The following is an 18,531-nucleotide window of genomic DNA, read 5'->3' on the forward strand; positions in this document are numbered from 1 at the left end:
TCGGGCTTCCTGTGCCTAGAAACCCTAATTACCATGAGAAAAAGCACAGAATAGAGCTCATAGGAAGAAATCAATGAGCCTTAAGAAATTAGAATTGAAAAACTTAGTGTGTGACTATTTTTAGTTAATATTGATAAGTTGACCACTCCCCACTAATCCCTAGCCTCCACAACAATTGCAATGCCTTCATGAACTGTAATCACGCCTTCATCTGCACTTATCTCATTACTTTGAGTAAGGCTAAGACCTGTCTTTACCTCACACTTTTCAAGAGGATAGTAAAAACCTTCTAAGCTAATTAACATCTTATCGCCTAAAGGCTGGAGTGAGACGTAATCGCCGTATTGTTCTGATTTTTTAATGATGTGTTTTTCTCCCTCAGCCACTAAATAAATCTTATTGTGGGGGTCCACAATCTCAGCACTTATATCTAAATCTAGCAAAGCCTTAAGATTTCCGATGGATGTAAGGCTGTGATCAAGTCTGCTGCCTGTGGCTCCAAGAATTGTAATATGTCTTGGAGATAGTTTAATTGCTGTAATTAAAGCTAGGTGAGTGTCAGTATAGTCCTTTTCTCTTGGATAAGTTTTAATATCAAAACCCTTAAAATACTCTAAAACCTCAGGGTTTACAGAGTCATAGTCTCCAAGAATAAAGTTTGGCACAAGACCTAAATTCTTTATGTGTGAAAGACCGCTATCAGCGGCAATAATATAGTCGTAATTTTTATCCTTTAAAAAGGATTTAGCCCAGTCAATATCTAGACTTCCGCCAGTTACTATTAAAAGTTTGTCTATGTAGTCAGTTTGCATTAAAGTGTCCTCTTTTGCTAAATATTTTCCAACTAATAAACTAACACAGCCTGACTATCTTGTTCAACCCATCTTTGTAAAAATGTTTTTAAACTGTAACTTTCAATAGCTCCTGTAAGTGGATCAGCAAGGTATGCAATATCAGCACTAACATCATAACCTACTAAAACTAGACAGTGTTCATTACCGCGCCAAATTACAGTATTTCCTTCAGAATCTGTCCAGCTTGAAGAACCATATCTTGTAGCGGTCATACCCATAGTGCCCCAAACAATTACAGGATAACCTTGCGAAACATAATTAAGTAATTCGCTATATGAACAATAAGATATATTTATTGCGTTAGCTCCAAAACTTGTGGCACAATCTACGATTACTGGTGAATAGCAACCGTAAGAACTTGAAGAAAATGGACTTCCTACGAAATTTACATAAGGATTAGACCCAAGTGAACCTGTGTTTAAATAATTGCTTGCAAGTTCTGTGTTTGTTACTTCATAACCGTAGTAATTTAAAACCATAGTTAAACTTGTTACTTCGCAGCCCGTTGGAAGCTCTGGATTTTGATTGATAACACTAAAGTTTTCAATATAAGCACTAGCTGTTTGATCAAGGTTATTATATGCTTCTTCATCAAAAGTAAAGCTTGAAATACTAGCTCTATAAGCAAGTGAATTTGTTGAACTAGAAGATGATGAGGAAGTTGAAGTTTCACTAGCTATTGTGCTTGTAGTGATTTCAGCTTGAGTTTGGCTATTTGAATTTGAACTTGTGGTTTCTTCAATAGTTTCTTCGTTATTATCTTCATCACTGGATGTAGATTCTACATTTGCTGCTTTTAAAGATACTACGTTTTTTCTAAAGTATGTAGCGTCTTCATAAACAGTTTGCGTAGAATGATCAAGAGATTTGTCTTTATAACTAGTACATGCTAAGAGATTACTCGAGAAAAATACAAGTGACAAAGCAAGACAAAAGCTTATCTTGGCTTTTTTTAAAAATAATTTTTTATGCATATGTATTTCCTTTCTTCTCCCCCCGAATTGACTTTCGATATATTATTCGAAAATAAAACTTCTTGCAAGTACATTTTAAAAGAGTTCGTAAAGAATTCACAAAATTTATAATTTCCTTATTTTTTTCACAAATAAAGGCTATAATATAGTTTGTTCTAAATGAAGTATCACATTTAAAACGAAAAAATTATATGAAAGGTAAATTAAGATGTTTGATTTAAAATTAAAAAAACAAGTTGATAAGACTGAAGTGGATGATGCGGTTAATAAAGCAGACGAATCTGAGAATGAACAGTTGGTTATTTCAACAGGTAGCACATATAAGGCTAAGGAATACGAAGCACTTGCCTATCTTGAAAAGGAAGATAGCGCAAGTCGTTTAGTAGAGATTCTAGAATATTCTAAGATTTCTGATTGTAAATACGAGTTTAATGAGATTAGTGGTCTATACGAAGTTTATGTAAGTCCAACAAGCTACGAGCTTGCTAATAACATTTATAAAAAAGTTCTTGAAGATAAATTACTAGAAGACGTTAAAATGGCAGAGGAAGAAAATAAGATAGAAAAAGAAGAAGCTAAAGAGCTAGAAGAGGAAATATCGGAGGAAATATCTGAATTAAATACTCAAAAGGCTTTTAAAGAGCCAACTCTTTATGATAGCAAGGAAGAAAAGTATAAAGACAATTTATCTTCAGCTTTTACTTTCCTTTTTTGTGGAGTTGTAGGTCTTATAGTAGTTTTATTAAATGATCTTGGAGTGTTTAAACTTATACAAAAAGATTCATCTTCTTTTATTACGGTTAATGTAATCCTTATATTGATGTTTGCAGTCTTTTGTGGAATTGGCGTATGGTCTTTAATTTATTCAAAGAAGTTAAAGCTTGAAGCTAAAGAGGAGAATGAACTAATTACTAAGGTTAATGAATATCTTGAGGAAAATGTATTTATTGAGGATATTGATAAAGAAGTGGATGATAATATTCCAGAAGAAATCAAATTTTTTAGTAGAGTTGATTTTGTAAAAAATTTACTTAATAAGGAATTTAGTGATTATGATGAAGAACTTCTAAATCAGATTTCTGAAAAGTATATTGAGAAATTATATGCTTAATTTTAACTCAGTCGGAGTACAAGCTCCGACTGAGTTAAACGCTCCGCGAGGATGCACTATTGATAAATTAAATACAAATTTTTCTATAACAAATTATCAAAACAAAGGCTAGGTGAAATCTTATGAAAATTAAGATTTTATCTAGCTTTTCTTTGTGCAAAAAGTCTTGTTTTTAGGTCAAGTTTATTATAAAATATATTTTAGTTATGTAATACATTTACTAAACATATTATTTGGAGGAGGCTAGAAAAATGAGCAATACTACAAATGCATTATCAAGAATTCAATCAATTCTTGATGATAGTAGCTTTGTTGAAATTGGTGGTTTGGTTACTGCTAGATCTACAGATTTTAACATTCAGGAAAAGAAAGCTCCATCAGACGGTGTTATCACAGGTTATGGAGCAATTAATGGCAATCCGGTTTACATTTACAGCCAGGATGCATCAGTACTTAATGGTACTGTCGGGGAAATGCATGCAAGAAAGATTGTCAATCTTATGAATTTAGCATTAAAGACAGGTGCTCCAGTTATTGGATTACTTGATTGTGCAGGAATTAGATTACAGGAGGCACAGGATGCTCTTTATAGTCTTGGTAGAATTTATACTAAGATGAGCGAGTGCTCAGGTATTATTCCACAGATTACAGCCGTATATGGTAATTGCGGCGGCGGTTTAGCAATTCTTGCTAAGCTTTCAGATTTCACATTTATGCTAGAGGATGGCGGAAAGTTATTTGTTAATAGCCCTAACGTTATAGCAGGCAACTACGAAGAGAAGTTAGACAGTGCATCTGCTAAGTTCCAGGCTGAGGCAGGAGTTGTAGATTTTGTTGGCAATGAAGAAGAGATTGCCAATGGAATTAGAGATTTAATTTCAATTTTACCTGCTAATTACGAAGAGGGACAGTTAGTGGATATTTCTTCTAACGATAACTTAAATAGAACTTGTCCATCAGCTCTATCTAATGTCAATGATCCAGCCCTAGTTTTGGCTGAGAGTTCAGATGACAATTTCCTAATTGAAGTAAAGAAGTGCCACGCACCAGAGATGTTTACAGGTTTTATTAGACTTGATGGGGTAACGGTAGGTGCTGTTGCTAACAGACTTTCTATATATGATGAAAATGGAAAAGAGACAGCTAAGTTTAACAAGGCCCTTACAGTTAATGGTACTAAGAAGGCAGCAGATTTTGTTAAGTTTTGTAATGCCCTTGAAATTCCAATTGTAACTTTAACTAATGTTTCTGGCTTTGATGCAAGTCTTGAGGCAGAAAAGGAGATGGCAGCAGCTGTTGCTAGACTTACTTATGAATTTGCCAATGCAGATGTACCAAAGGTTAACTTAGTGGTTGGTGATTCTTATGGTAGTGCTTATATTGCTATGAATTCAAAGGCTCTTGGCGCTGACTTTGTATATGCTTACGAAGGCGTTTTAGTAGGTACTATGGATTCAAATCAGGCAGTAAAGATTATTTACTCAGATGAAATTTCTAAGGCAGAAGATCCTAATAAGGAAATCGCAGATAAGGTATCTGAATTTGAAGAGACAAACAATTCAGTACTTGCAGCTGCAAAGAGAGGCTATGTAGATACAATTATTGCTCCAGAATATACAAGACAATATTTATGTGCAGCTATTGAAATGCTTTATGGAAAGCAAGAATTAAGAGCTGATAAAAAACATGGCACAATTTAAAAGAATGGAGAATCTTTTATGAATAAGAAACATTTAAAAAGAGTTCTATCATCAATTTGTATGTTGCTTTTTAGTATCTCTTTAACTGCTTGTTCTTTTAATAGTAATGAGACAATAGATACAACTGATGTAAAGCAAGAATCTAAGCAACAATTTGTTGATACTTACGAGAATTCTATTAAGCTTTGGGTCGTTGATTTCCTTGAGTATCTAGATAAGACAAGTGCTAGTGATTTAGTTGAAGATGCTAATAATAACATTACACTTTATGACAAGACAGAGACAAGATATATAATTAACTACTATGGTTTTAATGATGCCACAATTCAGCTCTATAATAGCTGGAATGCTACAAGAGATGAGTTAGGTGCTTTAAAGTCTATAGACTTAGCTTCTATTGATATTGAGGTAAGTAAAGAAACTGGAGATTTATGTGTTATTAGTGTAGAGGCTGCTTACGAGAAGAATGACAAGGTTGTATTTGAGTTTACAATCGATGAAAACTACTACGTTTCAGGTGCAGCTATTAATCCTACATATACTACAGCTCAAAAGTTGGCTAAGGCAGGAATGAATACTTTAATCGGTATGGGAACAGTATTTGTTGTATTAATATTTATTTCCTTTATCATTTCACTCTTTAAGTACGTTAATAAGTTCCAGAATAGAAAGACTAATAAAGAAGTCGCTCCTGAAACTAATAAGGCTTTAGATGAAAATGTAACTAATACCGAAGCAGAAGAAAACTTAGTTGATGATTATGAGCTTGTGGCAGTTATTTCAGCAGCTATAGCTGCCTATGAGGGCGAGGCTAGTTCAAACGGCTTAGTAGTTCGTTCTATTAGACGAGTAAGATAATATAGCGATACATTTTAAAAAAATAATAATCTAGATATGGAGGATTAGATTAATGAAGAATTATACAATTACAGTTAATGGTAATGTTTATGAGGTTAGTGTAGAAGAAAATGGTGCAGGAGTAAGCACAGCTAGTCAGGTTAGTACAACTAAGGCAACAGCTCCAAAGGCAGTGGCTAAGCCAGCTAGTACAGGGGCAGCAGGTACTATTAAGATTACTGCGCCAATGCCTGGTAAGATTTTAAAAATCAATGTTAAGGCTGGAGATTCAGTAAAGAAGGGTGATGTACTTATGGTACTTGAAGCTATGAAGATGGAGAATGAGATTCAGGCACCACAGGATGGCGTAGTTGCATCAGTTAATGTAGCTGCATCTGAGTCAGTTGAATCAGGTCAGTTATTAGCTTCTTTAAATTAAGAATAGTTTCTTGGAGGGATTTCAATGAGTTATATTATAAGCACACTAGGAAACCTCGTACACCAGACAGCCTTCTTTGGACTTACATGGGGCAATTACATAATGGTTTTGGTTGCGTTGTTTTTTATGTATTTAGCTATAAAGAAAGAATATGAACCTCTCCTACTTGTACCAATTTCCTTTGGTATGTTACTTGTAAATCTCTATCCAGATATTATGCTTGCTATAGAGGATTCAAGTAATGGCGTAGGCGGTTTATTACATTACTTTTATTTGTTAGATGAATGGAGCATCTTACCTTCTTTAATTTTCCTTGGAGTTGGTGCTATGACAGATTTCGGTCCTTTGATTGCTAATCCTAAGAGCTTCTTACTTGGAGCTGCAGCCCAGTTTGGTATTTTTGCAGCTTACATAATGGCTATATTTATGGGATTCCCAGATAAGGCCGCAGCAGCAATTTCTATTATTGGTGGTGCAGATGGTCCTACATCAATTTTCCTTGCTGGTAAATTAGGACAGACAAAATATATGGGACCAATTGCAGTTGCAGCATACTCATATATGTCACTTGTACCAATTATTCAGCCACCAATTATGAAATTACTTACAACTAAGAAGGAAAGAGCTATTAAGATGGAACAGCTTCGTCCTGTATCTAAGCTTGAAAAGATTCTATTCCCAATTATTGTAACTATCGTAGTTGTAATGATTTTACCTACAACAGCACCACTTGTTGGTATGTTAATGCTAGGTAATTTATTTAGAGAATCAGGTGTTGTTAAGCAATTATCTGAAACAGCATCTAATGCTTTAATGTATATTGTTGTAATTATTCTTGGTACATCAGTTGGTGCTACAACTAGTGCAGAGGCCTTCCTTAACTGGGATACTTTAAAGATCGTTGGTCTTGGCCTTATTGCCTTTATGTTTGGTACGGCAGCAGGTGTATTATTTGGTAAGTTAATGTGCTTCTTTACTCATGGCAAGGTTAATCCACTTATTGGTTCAGCTGGTGTATCAGCAGTTCCAATGGCAGCTAGAGTATCACAAAAAGAAGGTGCTAAAGCAGATCCAAGTAACTTCTTACTTATGCATGCTATGGGACCTAATGTAGCAGGTGTTATAGGTACAGCAGTTGCAGCAGGAACTTTTATGGCAATGTTTGGCATATATTAAAATTGGAGGGATAAAAAATGGCAGAAGAAATTAAAAAGCCTCTTAAGATTACAGAGACAGTCCTAAGAGATGCTCATCAGTCACTTATTGCAACAAGAATGACAACAGAGCAGATGCTACCAATTATAGATAAAATGGATAAGGTTGGATACCATGCAGTAGAATGCTGGGGTGGTGCTACATTTGATGCATCACTACGTTTCTTAAAGGAAGATCCATGGGAAAGACTAAGAAAGCTAAGAGATGGTTTTAAGAATACTAAGTTACAGATGCTTTTTAGAGGACAGAATATCTTAGGTTATAATCACTATGCCGATGATGTAGTTGAATATTTTGTTCAAAAATCTATTGCTAACGGTATTGATATTATTAGAATTTTTGATTGCTTTAATGATTTAAGAAATTTACAAACAGCAGTTAATGCAGTTAAGTTAGTTAAGAAGGAAAATCCTAAGGCACATGCTCAAATCGCTCTTTCATATACCCTTGGTGATGCTTATACACTAGAGTATTGGGAAAAGACTGCCAAGGCTATTGAAGAGATGGGTGCAGATTCGATTTGTATAAAGGATATGGCAGGCTTGCTTGTTCCTTATGAGGCTACAAAGCTTGTTAAGGCTCTAAAGGCAGGTTCAAATTTACCTATTGAAATGCATACTCATTATACTTCAGGTGTAGCTTCAATGACATATCTTAAGTCAGTTGAGGCTGGAGCTGATATTATTGATACAGCTATGTCACCATTCTCAATGGGTACTAGCCAGCCAGCAACTGAGGTTATGGTAGAAACCTTTAAGGGAACACCTTACGATACAGGACTTGATCAAAAGCTACTTGCTGAAATCGCTGCTTACTTCCAGCCAATGAGAGAAGAAGCTCTTAAGTCTGGTCTTATGAACACTAAGGTATTAGGTGTTAATATTAAGACTTTACTTTATCAGGTGCCTGGTGGTATGTTATCTAATCTTGTATCACAGCTTAAGGAAGCTGGAGCAGAAGATAAGTATCAGGCTGTATTAGAGGAAATTCCAAGAGTTCGTAAGGATTATGGTGAACCACCTCTTGTTACACCTTCATCACAGATTGTAGGTACACAGGCTGTATTAAACGTCCTACAGGGTGAAAGATATAAGATGATTACTAAAGAGTCTAAGAAGGTATTAGCAGGCGAATTTGGTAAGACAATTAAGCCATTTAATGAAGAGGTTCAAAAGAAGGCTATTGGCGATAAGGAGCCAATTACTTGTAGACCAGCAGACTTAATTGAGCCACAGCTTGAAAAGTATCGTAATGACCCTATTGTAAAGCAATATGCAAGACAGGATGAAGATGTATTAAGTTACGCCCTCTTCCCACAGGTAGCAACTGAATTCTTTAAGTATAGAGAAGCTCAGGAATCAAAAGTGGATTCTAAGAAGGTGGATAGTGAGAATAAGGCATATCCAGTGTAAATTTATAGAATTACGCTAGAGTAAGTAAATATGTAGTTTTAAGGAAAGGGCAAGAATAAATTTCTTGTCCTTTTTGTTAATTTTTTGTAAAGTCACTTGTAATTTATATATTGCTACTGTATTATATCAACTAATATGTAAGTTGTGAAAACGTTTACATATAAAAATTTAAGAAAAAAGGTGAATATAATGAGAGTAGAATTTTCAAATGGTAATGGTAAGAGAGTATTTATTTCCGAAGTTAACAATGTAGATGATGCTATTTCAGATATGTCAGATTATATGGAAAATCATAGATTTAATGCAATGCACATGAAGGCTAGACAGCTTGATAACGAATGGAAGATTGACGTTGGTAGCTGGACAGAATTTTTCTATGTATCTGATTATAAGGATAAGGATGTAGATGAATTAAAGTCTGCATTAGAAGAGTTTAATAAGTATTTACAGTTCTAAATATTCTAACAGTTTATATTGGTTAGCGAACGAATATATGCTATTATTTACTTAGGAAACATAGATGATTGAGACGTATTATTGAGGAAATTTATTATGATAAAGGTTTGTGGTAAATGTAATAGTATGTTTGAGGATTATTTTGATAAATATAATATGTGTCCTAATTGTAGAGAAGATGAAGAGAATTTACTAAGGCAGATAAAAGATTATTTATGGGATAATCCTGGAACTACAGAGAAGAAATTAAAAGAGCTTTTTGATGTTAGCCATAACCAGTTAATGGAATGGCTTAGAGAAGAGCGCTTAGAAATTACTCCGGATTCAGATATCGTTCTTAGATGCGAGCGATGTGGAAGTATGATCTTTACAGGTAAATATTGTGAGGATTGTAATAATAAGATTAAGACTACTGTTAATGAAATTAATAACAGTATGAACAAGGATAAAGAAGAAAAGAAGATAAGAGTGATGTCTATTAATAGAGCGAAGCTAAGAGAAAGTAAGATGCGCTTTATGAAGTCTGATAAATAGATGGATTAGTAATTGATAAAAAGTCTTTTAAATCAGACGTTATTGATAAAACTAAATAAACTGACAAAATTAAAGGAGCCTTTAAGGCTCCTTTTAGTTTTCCTTCTTGAAAGGTAATATTTTATAACGAAGATTTATACTAAGCCCTGAATAATAATTATAATAATTAGTATTGGTAGTACAAATCTAAAATAATACTTTGTCCATTTTGGAATTTTAATTCCCTTACCTGTATTGGCTTCTTCAAGGTAGTTATTAAAGCCCCAACCCCATTTTGTAACACAAAAGATTAGGATTATAAGGGCGCCTATTGGAAGAATAAGGTTACTTACTAAGAAATCTTCACTATCAAGGATTCCCATGCCTTTAATTAGCGATACATTTTTTAAAAGGCTAAAGGAAAGGGCACATGGAATTGAAGTTACTAGTAAAATGATTAAATGAATTACTGAGGACTTAGTTCTTGAAATATTAAGGTTTTCCATGCCTGAGGCGATTAGATTTTCAAAAACAGCAATTACAGTTGAAAGGGATGCAAAGGTCATAAATATAAAGAATAAACTTCCCCAAATTCTGCCATAAGGCATATTAATAAATACCTTAGGTAGAGTAATAAAGATTAGGGATGGACCTGCAGTTGTTTCAACATTATATGAAAAGCATGCTGGGAAAATGATAAGACCTGACATAATGGCTACAAAGGTATCAAGGATACTAATACGTAGGGCTTCACCAGCAAGACCATGATCTTTACTCATATAGCTACCAAAAATTTCCATTGAGGCAGCTCCTATTGAAAGGGTGAAAAAGCTCTGATTCATGGCAGCAGTAATCACTTTTCCAAGTCCCACTGTCTTTACATTTTCAATATTAGGAAGAAGGTAAAAACTAAGGCCCTCCTTAGCGTTAGTTAATGTTAAGCTATGAATTGCTAAAATGATAATAAGACCGATAAGGCATAACATCATTACTTTAGTGATCTTCTCAATACCGTTTTGTAAACCAAAGCTACAAACTATAATACCAACTATTACTGAAATCCCCATGAAGGTAAGCATCTGTGTTGGGCTATTTAGCATAGTATTAAATACATTTTCAACACCATCATTAGTTACCTTTGCAAACTGACCTGTGGCAAATTTAAAGGCATAGTTTAACATCCAACCTGATACTGTTGTGTAATACATCATAAGAAGTAAGCAGCCAAGCATGCAAATGTAGCCATGAATATGCCACTTTGACTTCTTAGGTTCTAGGGATTTGTAAGCCTTAATAACACCTTTTCTACTAGCTCGACCCATAGCTAGTTCCATAGATAATATAGGCGCACCCATAATAAATAAAAATAAGAGGTAAAATAAAACAAAAATACCTCCGCCGTTTTGGCCAGCAACGTATGGGAATTTCCAGACATTACCAATGCCAATTGCACATCCTGCACTTACTAAGATGAAGCCAAGACGTGTACCAAAATTTTCTCTCTCCATAAAATACTCCCGGAATTCTTTTTTACTTTAACGCTTTAAACCGCGATATCTCCATATTATAACAGAAATTAATTTAATTTCCATAATAGATTGAGTTCAATTTTTTCTTTTGGTAAAGGATTGTTTTAATCATGTTTGTAGTTTAAAATGAAAAGGATGTAAGAATCATGATATAATTTAGAATTCTTGATTAACTTTAATAAAAGGAATTTTGATATGAGTAATGTAATAGTAATTGGTGGCGGGGCAGCAGGTATGATGACTGCCATTACAGCCGCTAGATATGGATTAGATGTAACCTTAATCGAGAAGAATGAGAAATTAGGAAAGAAGGTCTTTATTACTGGTAAGGGCAGATGTAATGTGACTAATGCCGGGGATGAGGACGATATAAGAAATGCTATAGTTTCTAATGAGAAATTTATGTATAGCAGTCTTGCGGCCTTTTCTAATTACGATATGATGGGCTTTTTAGATGAGCTTGGCCTAAAGATTAAGGTGGAAAGAGGCAATAGAGTTTTCCCAGAATCTGACCACTCTTCAGATGTTATTAGGGTTTTGGAAAATGAATTGAAGCACCTTTCAGTTAAGATTATGTTAAATTGCCAAGTCCTTGAAATATTAACTAATGGACTAGGAGACAAAGAGGAAAACTTTAATAGTAAGGTTTCAGCTGTAAAGCTTAAGCACATTAATAATGACAAGGAAGAAACTATTTATGCCGACAGAATTGTAGTTGCCACAGGTGGTATTTCCTATCCACAGACAGGTTCTACAGGTGATGGCTATAAGTGGGCAAGAGAGTTTGGCATTGATGTAACTAACCTTTATCCTGCCTTAGTGCCTATTCAGGTAAAGGAAGACTTTATTAATAGATTAATGGGGCTTAGCTTAAAAAATGTTACAGCTAGCGTATATGACGGTAAAAAAGAGCTTTATTCCGACTTTGGAGAAATGCTTTTTACTCACTTTGGTGTAAGTGGTCCGATTATTCTTTCAGCAAGTAGTAAGATTGCTAAGATTTTAAAGGATAAGCATCTAGACCTTTATATTGATTTAAAGCCTGCGCTTTCTAATGAGCAGCTAGATGAGAGAATCTTAAGGGATTTTGACGACTTAAAGAATAAGGCCTTTAAGAATTCACTAGATAAGCTACTTCCAAAGAAGATTATTCCTATAATCATTGAGATGACAGGCATTGATCCAAACAAGAAGGTCAATGAGATAAAGAGAGAGGAAAGACTAAGACTTGTTGAGGTTTTAAAGAATTTCCACTTAACTCTAACAAATCTTAGAGGCTTTAATGAGGCAATTATTACTCAAGGGGGTATTAATTGTAAGGAGGTCAATCCAAAGACTCTAGAGTCTAAGAAGGTTTCAGGACTTTATTTTGTAGGTGAGGTTATGGATGTAGACGCCCTAACAGGTGGTTTTAATTTACAGATGGCTTGGTCAATGGGCTATGCTTGTGGTTCACATATGTTAGAGCAATAAATAAGTAAAAGGGAGATAATATGACTAATTCAATAGCAATAGATGGACCTGCAGGAGCAGGAAAAAGTACAATAGCAAAGCTTTTAGCAAAGGAGCTATCATACATTTACGTGGATACAGGCGCTATGTATAGAGCTATGGCTATTTATTTTAACGAGAATAAGGTAGATCCTGATGATGAGGCAGCAGTTAGTAAGGCTTGTGAAAATGTAAACATCGATATCGAGTACAAAGACGGAGTACAGCAGGTTATTTTAAATGGAACTAATGTGACACATTTACTTAGAGAAGAGGCTACAGGCAAGATGGCTTCAAAGACTTCTAAGTACAGTGCTGTTAGAACTAAGCTTGTGGACTTACAAAGAGAGCTTGCAAGAAAGAATGCGGTAATTATGGATGGCAGGGATATTGGTAGCGTAGTATTAACTGATGCATTTTTAAAGGTATTCCTAACTGCCACAAGCGATGCAAGAGCTAAGAGAAGATATGATGAATTAATTGCAAAGGGTGAGGATGCTAACTTTGAGGTTATAAAAAAGGACATTGAAGAAAGAGACTATCAGGATTCTCACAGAGATATTTCTCCACTAAAGCAGGCAGAGGATGCAGTTTTAGTAGATAGCTCTAATATGACGATTGAAGAAGTGGTAGCTCATATTAAGAATTTAATTGACCAAAGAAAAGAAAAATAAATTTAATCAGATTAGATTAAAGAAAGGATAAATTATGGCTAAAATTATATTGGCAAAATCAGCAGGTTTTTGTTTTGGGGTTAAAAGAGCTGTAGATATGGTGTATAATCGTTTTGGCATGGAAAATGTTTATACCTATGGGCCAATTATACATAATGCTTGTGTAGTAGAAGATATAGAAAAAAATGGGGTTAAGGTAATTAAGGATGCTAGTGAAATAATCAATCCAACTACAGCCACTATTATTACTAGATCTCATGGTATTTCTAAGAAAACTGAAGACGCTCTTAGAGCAACAAAAGCGGAAATTGTAGATGCAACTTGCCCTTTTGTTTTAAAGATACATAAAATTGTAAAGGAAGAAAGCGCTAAGGGATCTCAAATAGTTATTATTGGTAATGAGAATCACCCGGAAGTTGAGGGCATTAAAGGCTGGGCAACAGGTGAGGTTTTCATTGTGGATACTAAGGAAAAAGCTGAAAATATTAAGCTAGACCCTAGTAGAAATGTAGTTATAGTATCACAAACGACTTTTAATTATAAGAAATTTCAAGAATTAGTTGAAATTTTAAGTAAAAAAGGTTACAATATTTCTATTCGTAATACGATTTGTAATGCTACTGAGGAACGTCAGACCGAGGCTAGACAAATCGCTAGCCAAGTAGATTCGATGATTGTCATCGGAGACAGCAGCAGTTCCAATACACGTAAACTGTATGAGATTTGTTTGAACGAATGTCCAAATACGTTCTATATCCAAACAATAAATGATCTTGAGCTTAGTAAGCTTAGTTCGTCAGACTACATAGGTATTACAGCAGGGGCTTCGACCCCACAGAATATCATCGAGGAGGTTTATACTAATGTCAGAACAGAGTTTTGCAGAGATGTTAGATAATTCAGAATGGAAAGAAATTCATACAGGAGAGGTTGTTGAAGGTACTGTAATTGACGTTAAGGAAGACCAGATCATTCTTAACATCGGCTATAAGGCAGATGGTATTATTACACGTAATGAATACACATCAACACCTGGTATGGATTTAAGAGAAGCAGTTAAGGTAGGCGATCCTTTAACAGTTAAGGTTTTAAAGACAAATGATGGAGAAGGTCAGGTCCTTCTTACATATAGAAAGCTTGTTGCTGATAACGGCAATAAGACATTAGAAGATAGCTTTAACAATCACACAGAAATCACAGGAACAGCTAAGTCAATTAAGGGTGGTTTAGAAGTAATTGTTGAAGAGTCAAGAGTATTTATTCCAGCTTCACTTGTATCTGATTCATTCGTAAAGGATTTATCAGTATTTAACGGTAAGGAAATTACATTTGTTGTAACAGAATATGATCCAAAGAATCGTAAGATCATTGGTGATGCTAAGCAGATTATCCTTGCTAAGAAGGCAGAAGCTTCAAAGGCTTTACTTGCTAAGATTAAGGAAGGCGATACAATCGAAGGTACAGTTAAGAATGTAACAGACTTCGGTGCATTCATCGATTTAGGTGGTGTTGATGGTCTTCTTCATATTTCAGAAATGTCTTGGGGTAGAACAGAGAATCCTAAGAAGTTATATAAGGTTGGAGATTCAGTAAAGGCATTCATCAAGGAAATCAATGGTGAGAAGATTGCTCTTTCTGTTAAGTATCCAGATGCTAACCCATGGAACGGCGCTGATGTTAAGTATGCTATCGGCAACGTTGTAAAGGGTAAGGTAGCTAGAATGACAGACTTTGGTGCTTTCATTCAGTTAGAAGACGGTATTGATGCACTTCTTCATGTTTCACAGATTTCTAAGGAACACGTTAACAAGCCATCAGATGTATTATCAATTGGCCAGGAAGTAGAAGCTAAGGTTGTAGATTTCAATGATGCTGACAAGAAGATCTCTCTTTCAGTTAAGGCATTATCAGAAGATAACAACGAAGAAACAGTTGATGCTGAATAATGTTTCAATTGCATAGCAATTGATATCAATCTAATAATAAAACGCAGATTTTGATTAATTTCAAAATCTGCGTTATTTTTTGCTCTTAAATATATTTTTCTAAATGCACATAAACCCTGCCGCTTTTGGTTTCTTTACCGTTCCCAAGGAAATTAAACTTTCCTATGCCTCTAATTACAAGGATGTCTTTATCCTTTAGCTTATAGCTTACATTTTCATTTAGAAGGCCATTTACATAGATTTTCTTTGAAAGGAATAAATCCTTTACCTTGCTTCTAGAAAGCTTTGTAATGGAAGATACGACGGCATCTAGACGGGCTGAGGCAGCAATAAGTTCTAGCTCTTCCTTTTTACTTTCTATTCCTTCTAAATTGGCATCCTCTATAATTTCAAGCTTAACATTGGTGTGTCTAACCTTATCTAGATTATCGATAATAAAATCGCTTATATGATCTAGGCAAAATAGATAAGCATCTAAATCCTTTATAACGATGTCCCCTAGCAATTCCCTTTTAATTCCAAGATTCATAAGGGCTCCTAGATAGTCCCTGTGATTTAGTTTTTCAGAAAACTTTGGAGTAAGGGGTGAAATCTTTATTAGCTTTATTGGAAAATCTAGACTATAGCCTAAGTTTTCCTCACTTCCAAAGCGAATTATATTTCGCTCACTAGATTCATAACCACCAAAGCATTTTGACTCTATAAAGTTTAGCTCCTTTGATAGGCTATGATAAATGCTAAGCTCTGCAAGACTAAGGAAATTAGTGAAGGCAAAGCTATTAGTTTTATAAGCCTGGTTGGCTGTATCTATAATTTTTCTTTTAATTAATTCTTCTTCATTCATAAAAATACCTCAAGTTTAAATAAGTTCCTAGTCTTAACTAATTATATACTATGATGACATTTTTATAAATAAAAACTATCAATGACGACATATGAGAGGATAGTCGATATTATACAAACTCCACCAATTTGTATAAAAAATTGCAATTATTATATTTCTTGTTTATAAAGTCCATTCATGCTATAATATCTATATAAACTTTTTATACAATATGTGATTGTTCGTGACCAATCGCAGGAAAGAGGCAACATGATTAAAGATTACGAAGATTTCAAGAAGTTTGTATTCCAGACAACTTCAATTGATCTTAATGCCTACAAAGAGAGGCAGATGAAGAGACGTATTGATACTTTAATTTCCCGTAATAAGTTCCCGGATTATGAGACTTATTCTAAAGCCCTAAAGACAGACAAGGAAAAGTTAGATGAGTTTGTAAACTATCTAACTATTAATGTGTCGGAATTTTATAGAAATCCTAATTTATGGAGGACGCTTGAAACACAGATTTTACCAGATTTAATTAGCAAGTTTGGTCAGAATCTAAAGATCTGGTCAGCAGCTTGTTCTACAGGTGATGAGCCATATTCTTTAGCTATGGTTATGGCAAAGCTTGTGCCAATAAATAAGGTTAAAATCTATGCCACAGACATTGATTCTCAGGTCTTAGAAAAGGCCCAGGATGGCGTTTATGGAGCAAATTCTCTATCAGGACTTCCAAAGGAATACAAGGACAAGTATTTTGAAAAGATGGGTGATAGATACTTTAAGATTTCAGATGAAATCAAGAAGTGCGTAGATTTTAAGAAGGCAAATCTTTTAAAGGATAGTTATCCTTCAAATTGCCATTTAATCGTTTGCAGAAACGTAATGATTTACTTTACAGAAGAGGCTAAGGATGAAATCTATAGAAAGTTTAACAGGTCCCTTGTAAAGGATGGCTGCCTCTTTGTTGGAAACACTGAGCAGATCATAAATCATAAGGAATTAGGCTATGATTTTGACGAGCTCTTCTTCTATAGAAAAGTCTAAGACCTAAAGCCTTAAACTTTTCTTTTGGGAAAGGGAAAACTAGCACTTAAACTAATATGAATTAGCGGCGTACTTAATTAATACACTTAGGTATGCCGCTTTTTTTATTGTCTCCATATCCTTTAATTCCATAAAAAGGTCATTTTTTTCAAAACTCTCTTTGAAAATGTTTATCTCCTCAAATTCCTCAAAGACCGGAATAAATCTTGAAGTATGACAGATATAACAATTCTCCTTTGTCGCTTTTATTCTAAACTCTTTATCAATATAGTTGGCCACAGATTTATGTATTGCCTTATTCTCATTTGGTATAAAGAAGTAGTCTTTATAGTTTTTATAAAAATGCTTCAACTCCGTCTTAATTACTTTTATCTTTATAGATACATTTTCCTTAGTTACATTTAAAGAAAAGTAGTCAGAGTTAAAATTAAAATCCTTAGCTAGTGGGGCGAGAAGCTTAAAAGAAAGATTAATTTCTGATTGTAAGTCCTTTTCCTCTAGAAGAAAGTCTAACTTAGCCTCTTTATTTATTTCGCTATTAAGTAGATTCTCTAGATAGACCTTATTGTTAGCTATAAATTCAAGCTGGCTTAGGGCAGTAGTAGGTAATATATGAAGCATGCCCATTAAATCATCGTGATTGTGTAAAAGGATTAACTCTCTTTTTTCTTCCTCTTTAAAGGCAATGAAGTCCTTAAAGAGCTTAATAAGCTCCTTACCGCTAAATTTGTCCTTTCTTTCATAGCCTAGATACTTTTCCACGTCTTTTTGCTTGTGACTTTCAAGGGGAAGTTTATTTTTATAGGCTCTAATAATTTTAAAAAGATCCATAGATTCATAAGAGTTTTCCTGTAAGAATTCCTTCTCAATTGGTAATTCGTGAAATTTCGCCCTCTTTTTTAGGAAAGGAATGTCAAAACTGTCCCCGTTATAGTGTACTAAATTTAGTACATTTACCCCGGATAATACCTTATTAAAGGTTAAAATTAGGGCAATTTCATCCTCAGCCTTCTCACAAAATAGCTGATTTAATTCCCAGTTTTTACCATTGAATTTGATGTAACCTAGGAGATAAATCATGGAATTTCTAGCGGAAAGACCAGTGGTTTCTATATCGAAAAACACAGTATTTGTGCGACTTTTATTAAATATTGTTAAAAAATTATCTATACTCTTTAAAAGATTTGTATCAACGATTTGTTTGTTTACAGTATACAATTTGTTGCCTCCCTTGATATAAATTTCACAAAAAACACTGTTAAGAAAATATCATTCTTTGTCTATTATATACGAAAATATATGCAAAAAAAAGTAGATTTATTTTTCTTAATGATATAAAATAATCAAGTAAAGAGATTTTAGTTAAAATTTATCATTAAGCTTTAATGGTAAGTGCTCAAAATCTAACTCACCAAAAGTTCTAATTTTTTAGGCCTTTTAGTGAGTTATTTTTCGTTTAAGGACTTTGTTTGATTTATAACAAACACTTTAGGCATGAGCAATTTTA

The 18,531-nt window shown here is 34.2% G+C and carries 18 protein-coding genes; 13 read left to right on the forward strand and 5 right to left on the reverse strand.

All coding sequences use genetic code 11. The annotated features are described in order from the left end of the window. Positions 1–152 precede the first annotated feature (152 nt). Positions 153–812, reverse strand: a complete 660-nt coding sequence (locus tag G600_RS0109935; protein ID WP_051195473.1) for a thiamine diphosphokinase — start codon at positions 810–812, stop codon at positions 153–155. Between the two features lie 32 nt (positions 813–844). Then, complete coding sequence (locus G600_RS15175; protein ID WP_051195474.1) at positions 845–1,828, reverse strand: C39 family peptidase; 984 nt, start codon at positions 1,826–1,828, stop codon at positions 845–847. A 208-nt stretch (positions 1,829–2,036) separates the two neighbouring features. Between G600_RS15175 and G600_RS0109945 the strand changes: the two genes are divergently transcribed. The 8 genes from G600_RS0109945 to G600_RS14405 all read left to right on the forward strand — a co-directional run bounded on the left by G600_RS0109945 (position 2,037) and on the right by G600_RS14405 (position 9,532). Continuing rightward, a complete protein-coding gene (locus tag G600_RS0109945) occupies positions 2,037–2,939 on the forward strand; it encodes a hypothetical protein (protein ID WP_027431805.1) in 903 nt (300 codons plus the stop codon). A gap of 251 nt (positions 2,940–3,190) precedes the next feature. After that, entirely contained in the window at positions 3,191–4,639 is a 1,449-nt protein-coding gene (locus G600_RS0109950; RefSeq protein ID WP_027431806.1) for an acyl-CoA carboxylase subunit beta, read from the forward strand. 18 nt (positions 4,640–4,657) lie between these two features. Next, positions 4,658–5,497 (forward strand): OadG family protein, encoded by an 840-nt coding sequence (locus tag G600_RS15180; protein ID WP_051195475.1) that lies wholly within the window; start codon positions 4,658–4,660, stop codon positions 5,495–5,497. A 52-nt stretch (positions 5,498–5,549) separates the two neighbouring features. Beyond that, positions 5,550–5,915, forward strand: coding sequence for a biotin/lipoyl-containing protein (locus G600_RS0109960; RefSeq protein WP_027431807.1), 366 nt, complete (start codon positions 5,550–5,552; stop codon positions 5,913–5,915). Positions 5,916–5,939: 24 nt separating this feature from the next. Next, positions 5,940–7,091: a sodium ion-translocating decarboxylase subunit beta gene (locus tag G600_RS0109965; RefSeq protein WP_027431808.1), complete on the forward strand. Its 1,152-nt coding sequence runs from the start codon at positions 5,940–5,942 to the stop codon at positions 7,089–7,091. A 17-nt stretch (positions 7,092–7,108) separates the two neighbouring features. Continuing rightward, positions 7,109–8,542: an oxaloacetate decarboxylase subunit alpha gene (locus tag G600_RS0109970; RefSeq protein WP_027431809.1), complete on the forward strand. Its 1,434-nt coding sequence runs from the start codon at positions 7,109–7,111 to the stop codon at positions 8,540–8,542. Positions 8,543–8,731: 189 nt separating this feature from the next. Then, positions 8,732–8,998, forward strand: a complete 267-nt coding sequence (locus tag G600_RS0109975) for a hypothetical protein (RefSeq protein ID WP_027431810.1) — start codon at positions 8,732–8,734, stop codon at positions 8,996–8,998. Between the two features lie 96 nt (positions 8,999–9,094). After that, a complete protein-coding gene (locus tag G600_RS14405) occupies positions 9,095–9,532 on the forward strand; it encodes a hypothetical protein (protein WP_051195476.1) in 438 nt (145 codons plus the stop codon). 134 nt (positions 9,533–9,666) lie between these two features. On the opposite strand, the gene G600_RS0109985 is transcribed toward G600_RS14405, so the two are convergent. Then, positions 9,667–11,019 carry a sodium-dependent transporter gene (locus G600_RS0109985; RefSeq protein WP_027431811.1) on the reverse strand — a complete coding sequence of 451 codons (1,353 nt, stop codon included), beginning with the start codon at positions 11,017–11,019 and terminating at the stop codon, positions 9,667–9,669. Between the two features lie 216 nt (positions 11,020–11,235). On the opposite strand from G600_RS0109985, the gene G600_RS0109990 reads away from it, so the two are divergent. The 4 genes from G600_RS0109990 to rpsA are packed head-to-tail and all read left to right on the forward strand — an operon-like array spanning position 11,236 to position 15,151. After that, positions 11,236–12,513: a BaiN/RdsA family NAD(P)/FAD-dependent oxidoreductase gene (locus G600_RS0109990; RefSeq protein WP_027431812.1), complete on the forward strand. Its 1,278-nt coding sequence runs from the start codon at positions 11,236–11,238 to the stop codon at positions 12,511–12,513. Positions 12,514–12,533: 20 nt separating this feature from the next. After that, positions 12,534–13,205: a (d)CMP kinase gene (cmk, locus tag G600_RS0109995; protein WP_027431813.1), complete on the forward strand. Its 672-nt coding sequence runs from the start codon at positions 12,534–12,536 to the stop codon at positions 13,203–13,205. Between the two features lie 34 nt (positions 13,206–13,239). Then, complete coding sequence (gene ispH / locus G600_RS0110000; RefSeq protein ID WP_027431814.1) at positions 13,240–14,103, forward strand: 4-hydroxy-3-methylbut-2-enyl diphosphate reductase; 864 nt, start codon at positions 13,240–13,242, stop codon at positions 14,101–14,103. Beyond that, positions 14,069–15,151: a 30S ribosomal protein S1 gene (gene rpsA, locus G600_RS0110005; RefSeq protein ID WP_027431815.1), complete on the forward strand. Its 1,083-nt coding sequence runs from the start codon at positions 14,069–14,071 to the stop codon at positions 15,149–15,151. The genes ispH and rpsA overlap by 35 nt, the downstream gene beginning before the upstream one ends. Positions 15,152–15,236: 85 nt before the next feature. Here rpsA and G600_RS0110010 read toward each other — a convergent pair whose 3' ends face one another. Then, positions 15,237–15,995, reverse strand: a complete 759-nt coding sequence (locus G600_RS0110010; protein ID WP_027431816.1) for a YlmH/Sll1252 family protein — start codon at positions 15,993–15,995, stop codon at positions 15,237–15,239. A 249-nt stretch (positions 15,996–16,244) separates the two neighbouring features. On the opposite strand from G600_RS0110010, the gene G600_RS0110015 reads away from it, so the two are divergent. After that, a complete protein-coding gene (locus tag G600_RS0110015) occupies positions 16,245–17,024 on the forward strand; it encodes a CheR family methyltransferase (RefSeq protein ID WP_027431817.1) in 780 nt (259 codons plus the stop codon). A gap of 51 nt (positions 17,025–17,075) precedes the next feature. On the opposite strand, the gene G600_RS0110020 is transcribed toward G600_RS0110015, so the two are convergent. Continuing rightward, the gene (locus G600_RS0110020) at positions 17,076–18,242 is read right to left on the reverse strand and encodes a ribonuclease H-like domain-containing protein (RefSeq protein WP_027431818.1); all 1,167 of its coding nucleotides are present in this window, start codon (positions 18,240–18,242) and stop codon (positions 17,076–17,078) included. Between the last annotated feature and the right edge of the window lie 289 nt (positions 18,243–18,531).

It is taken from the genome of Lachnospira multipara ATCC 19207, from assembly GCF_000424105.1.
GTDB lineage: Bacteria > Bacillota > Clostridia > Lachnospirales > Lachnospiraceae > Lachnospira > Lachnospira multipara.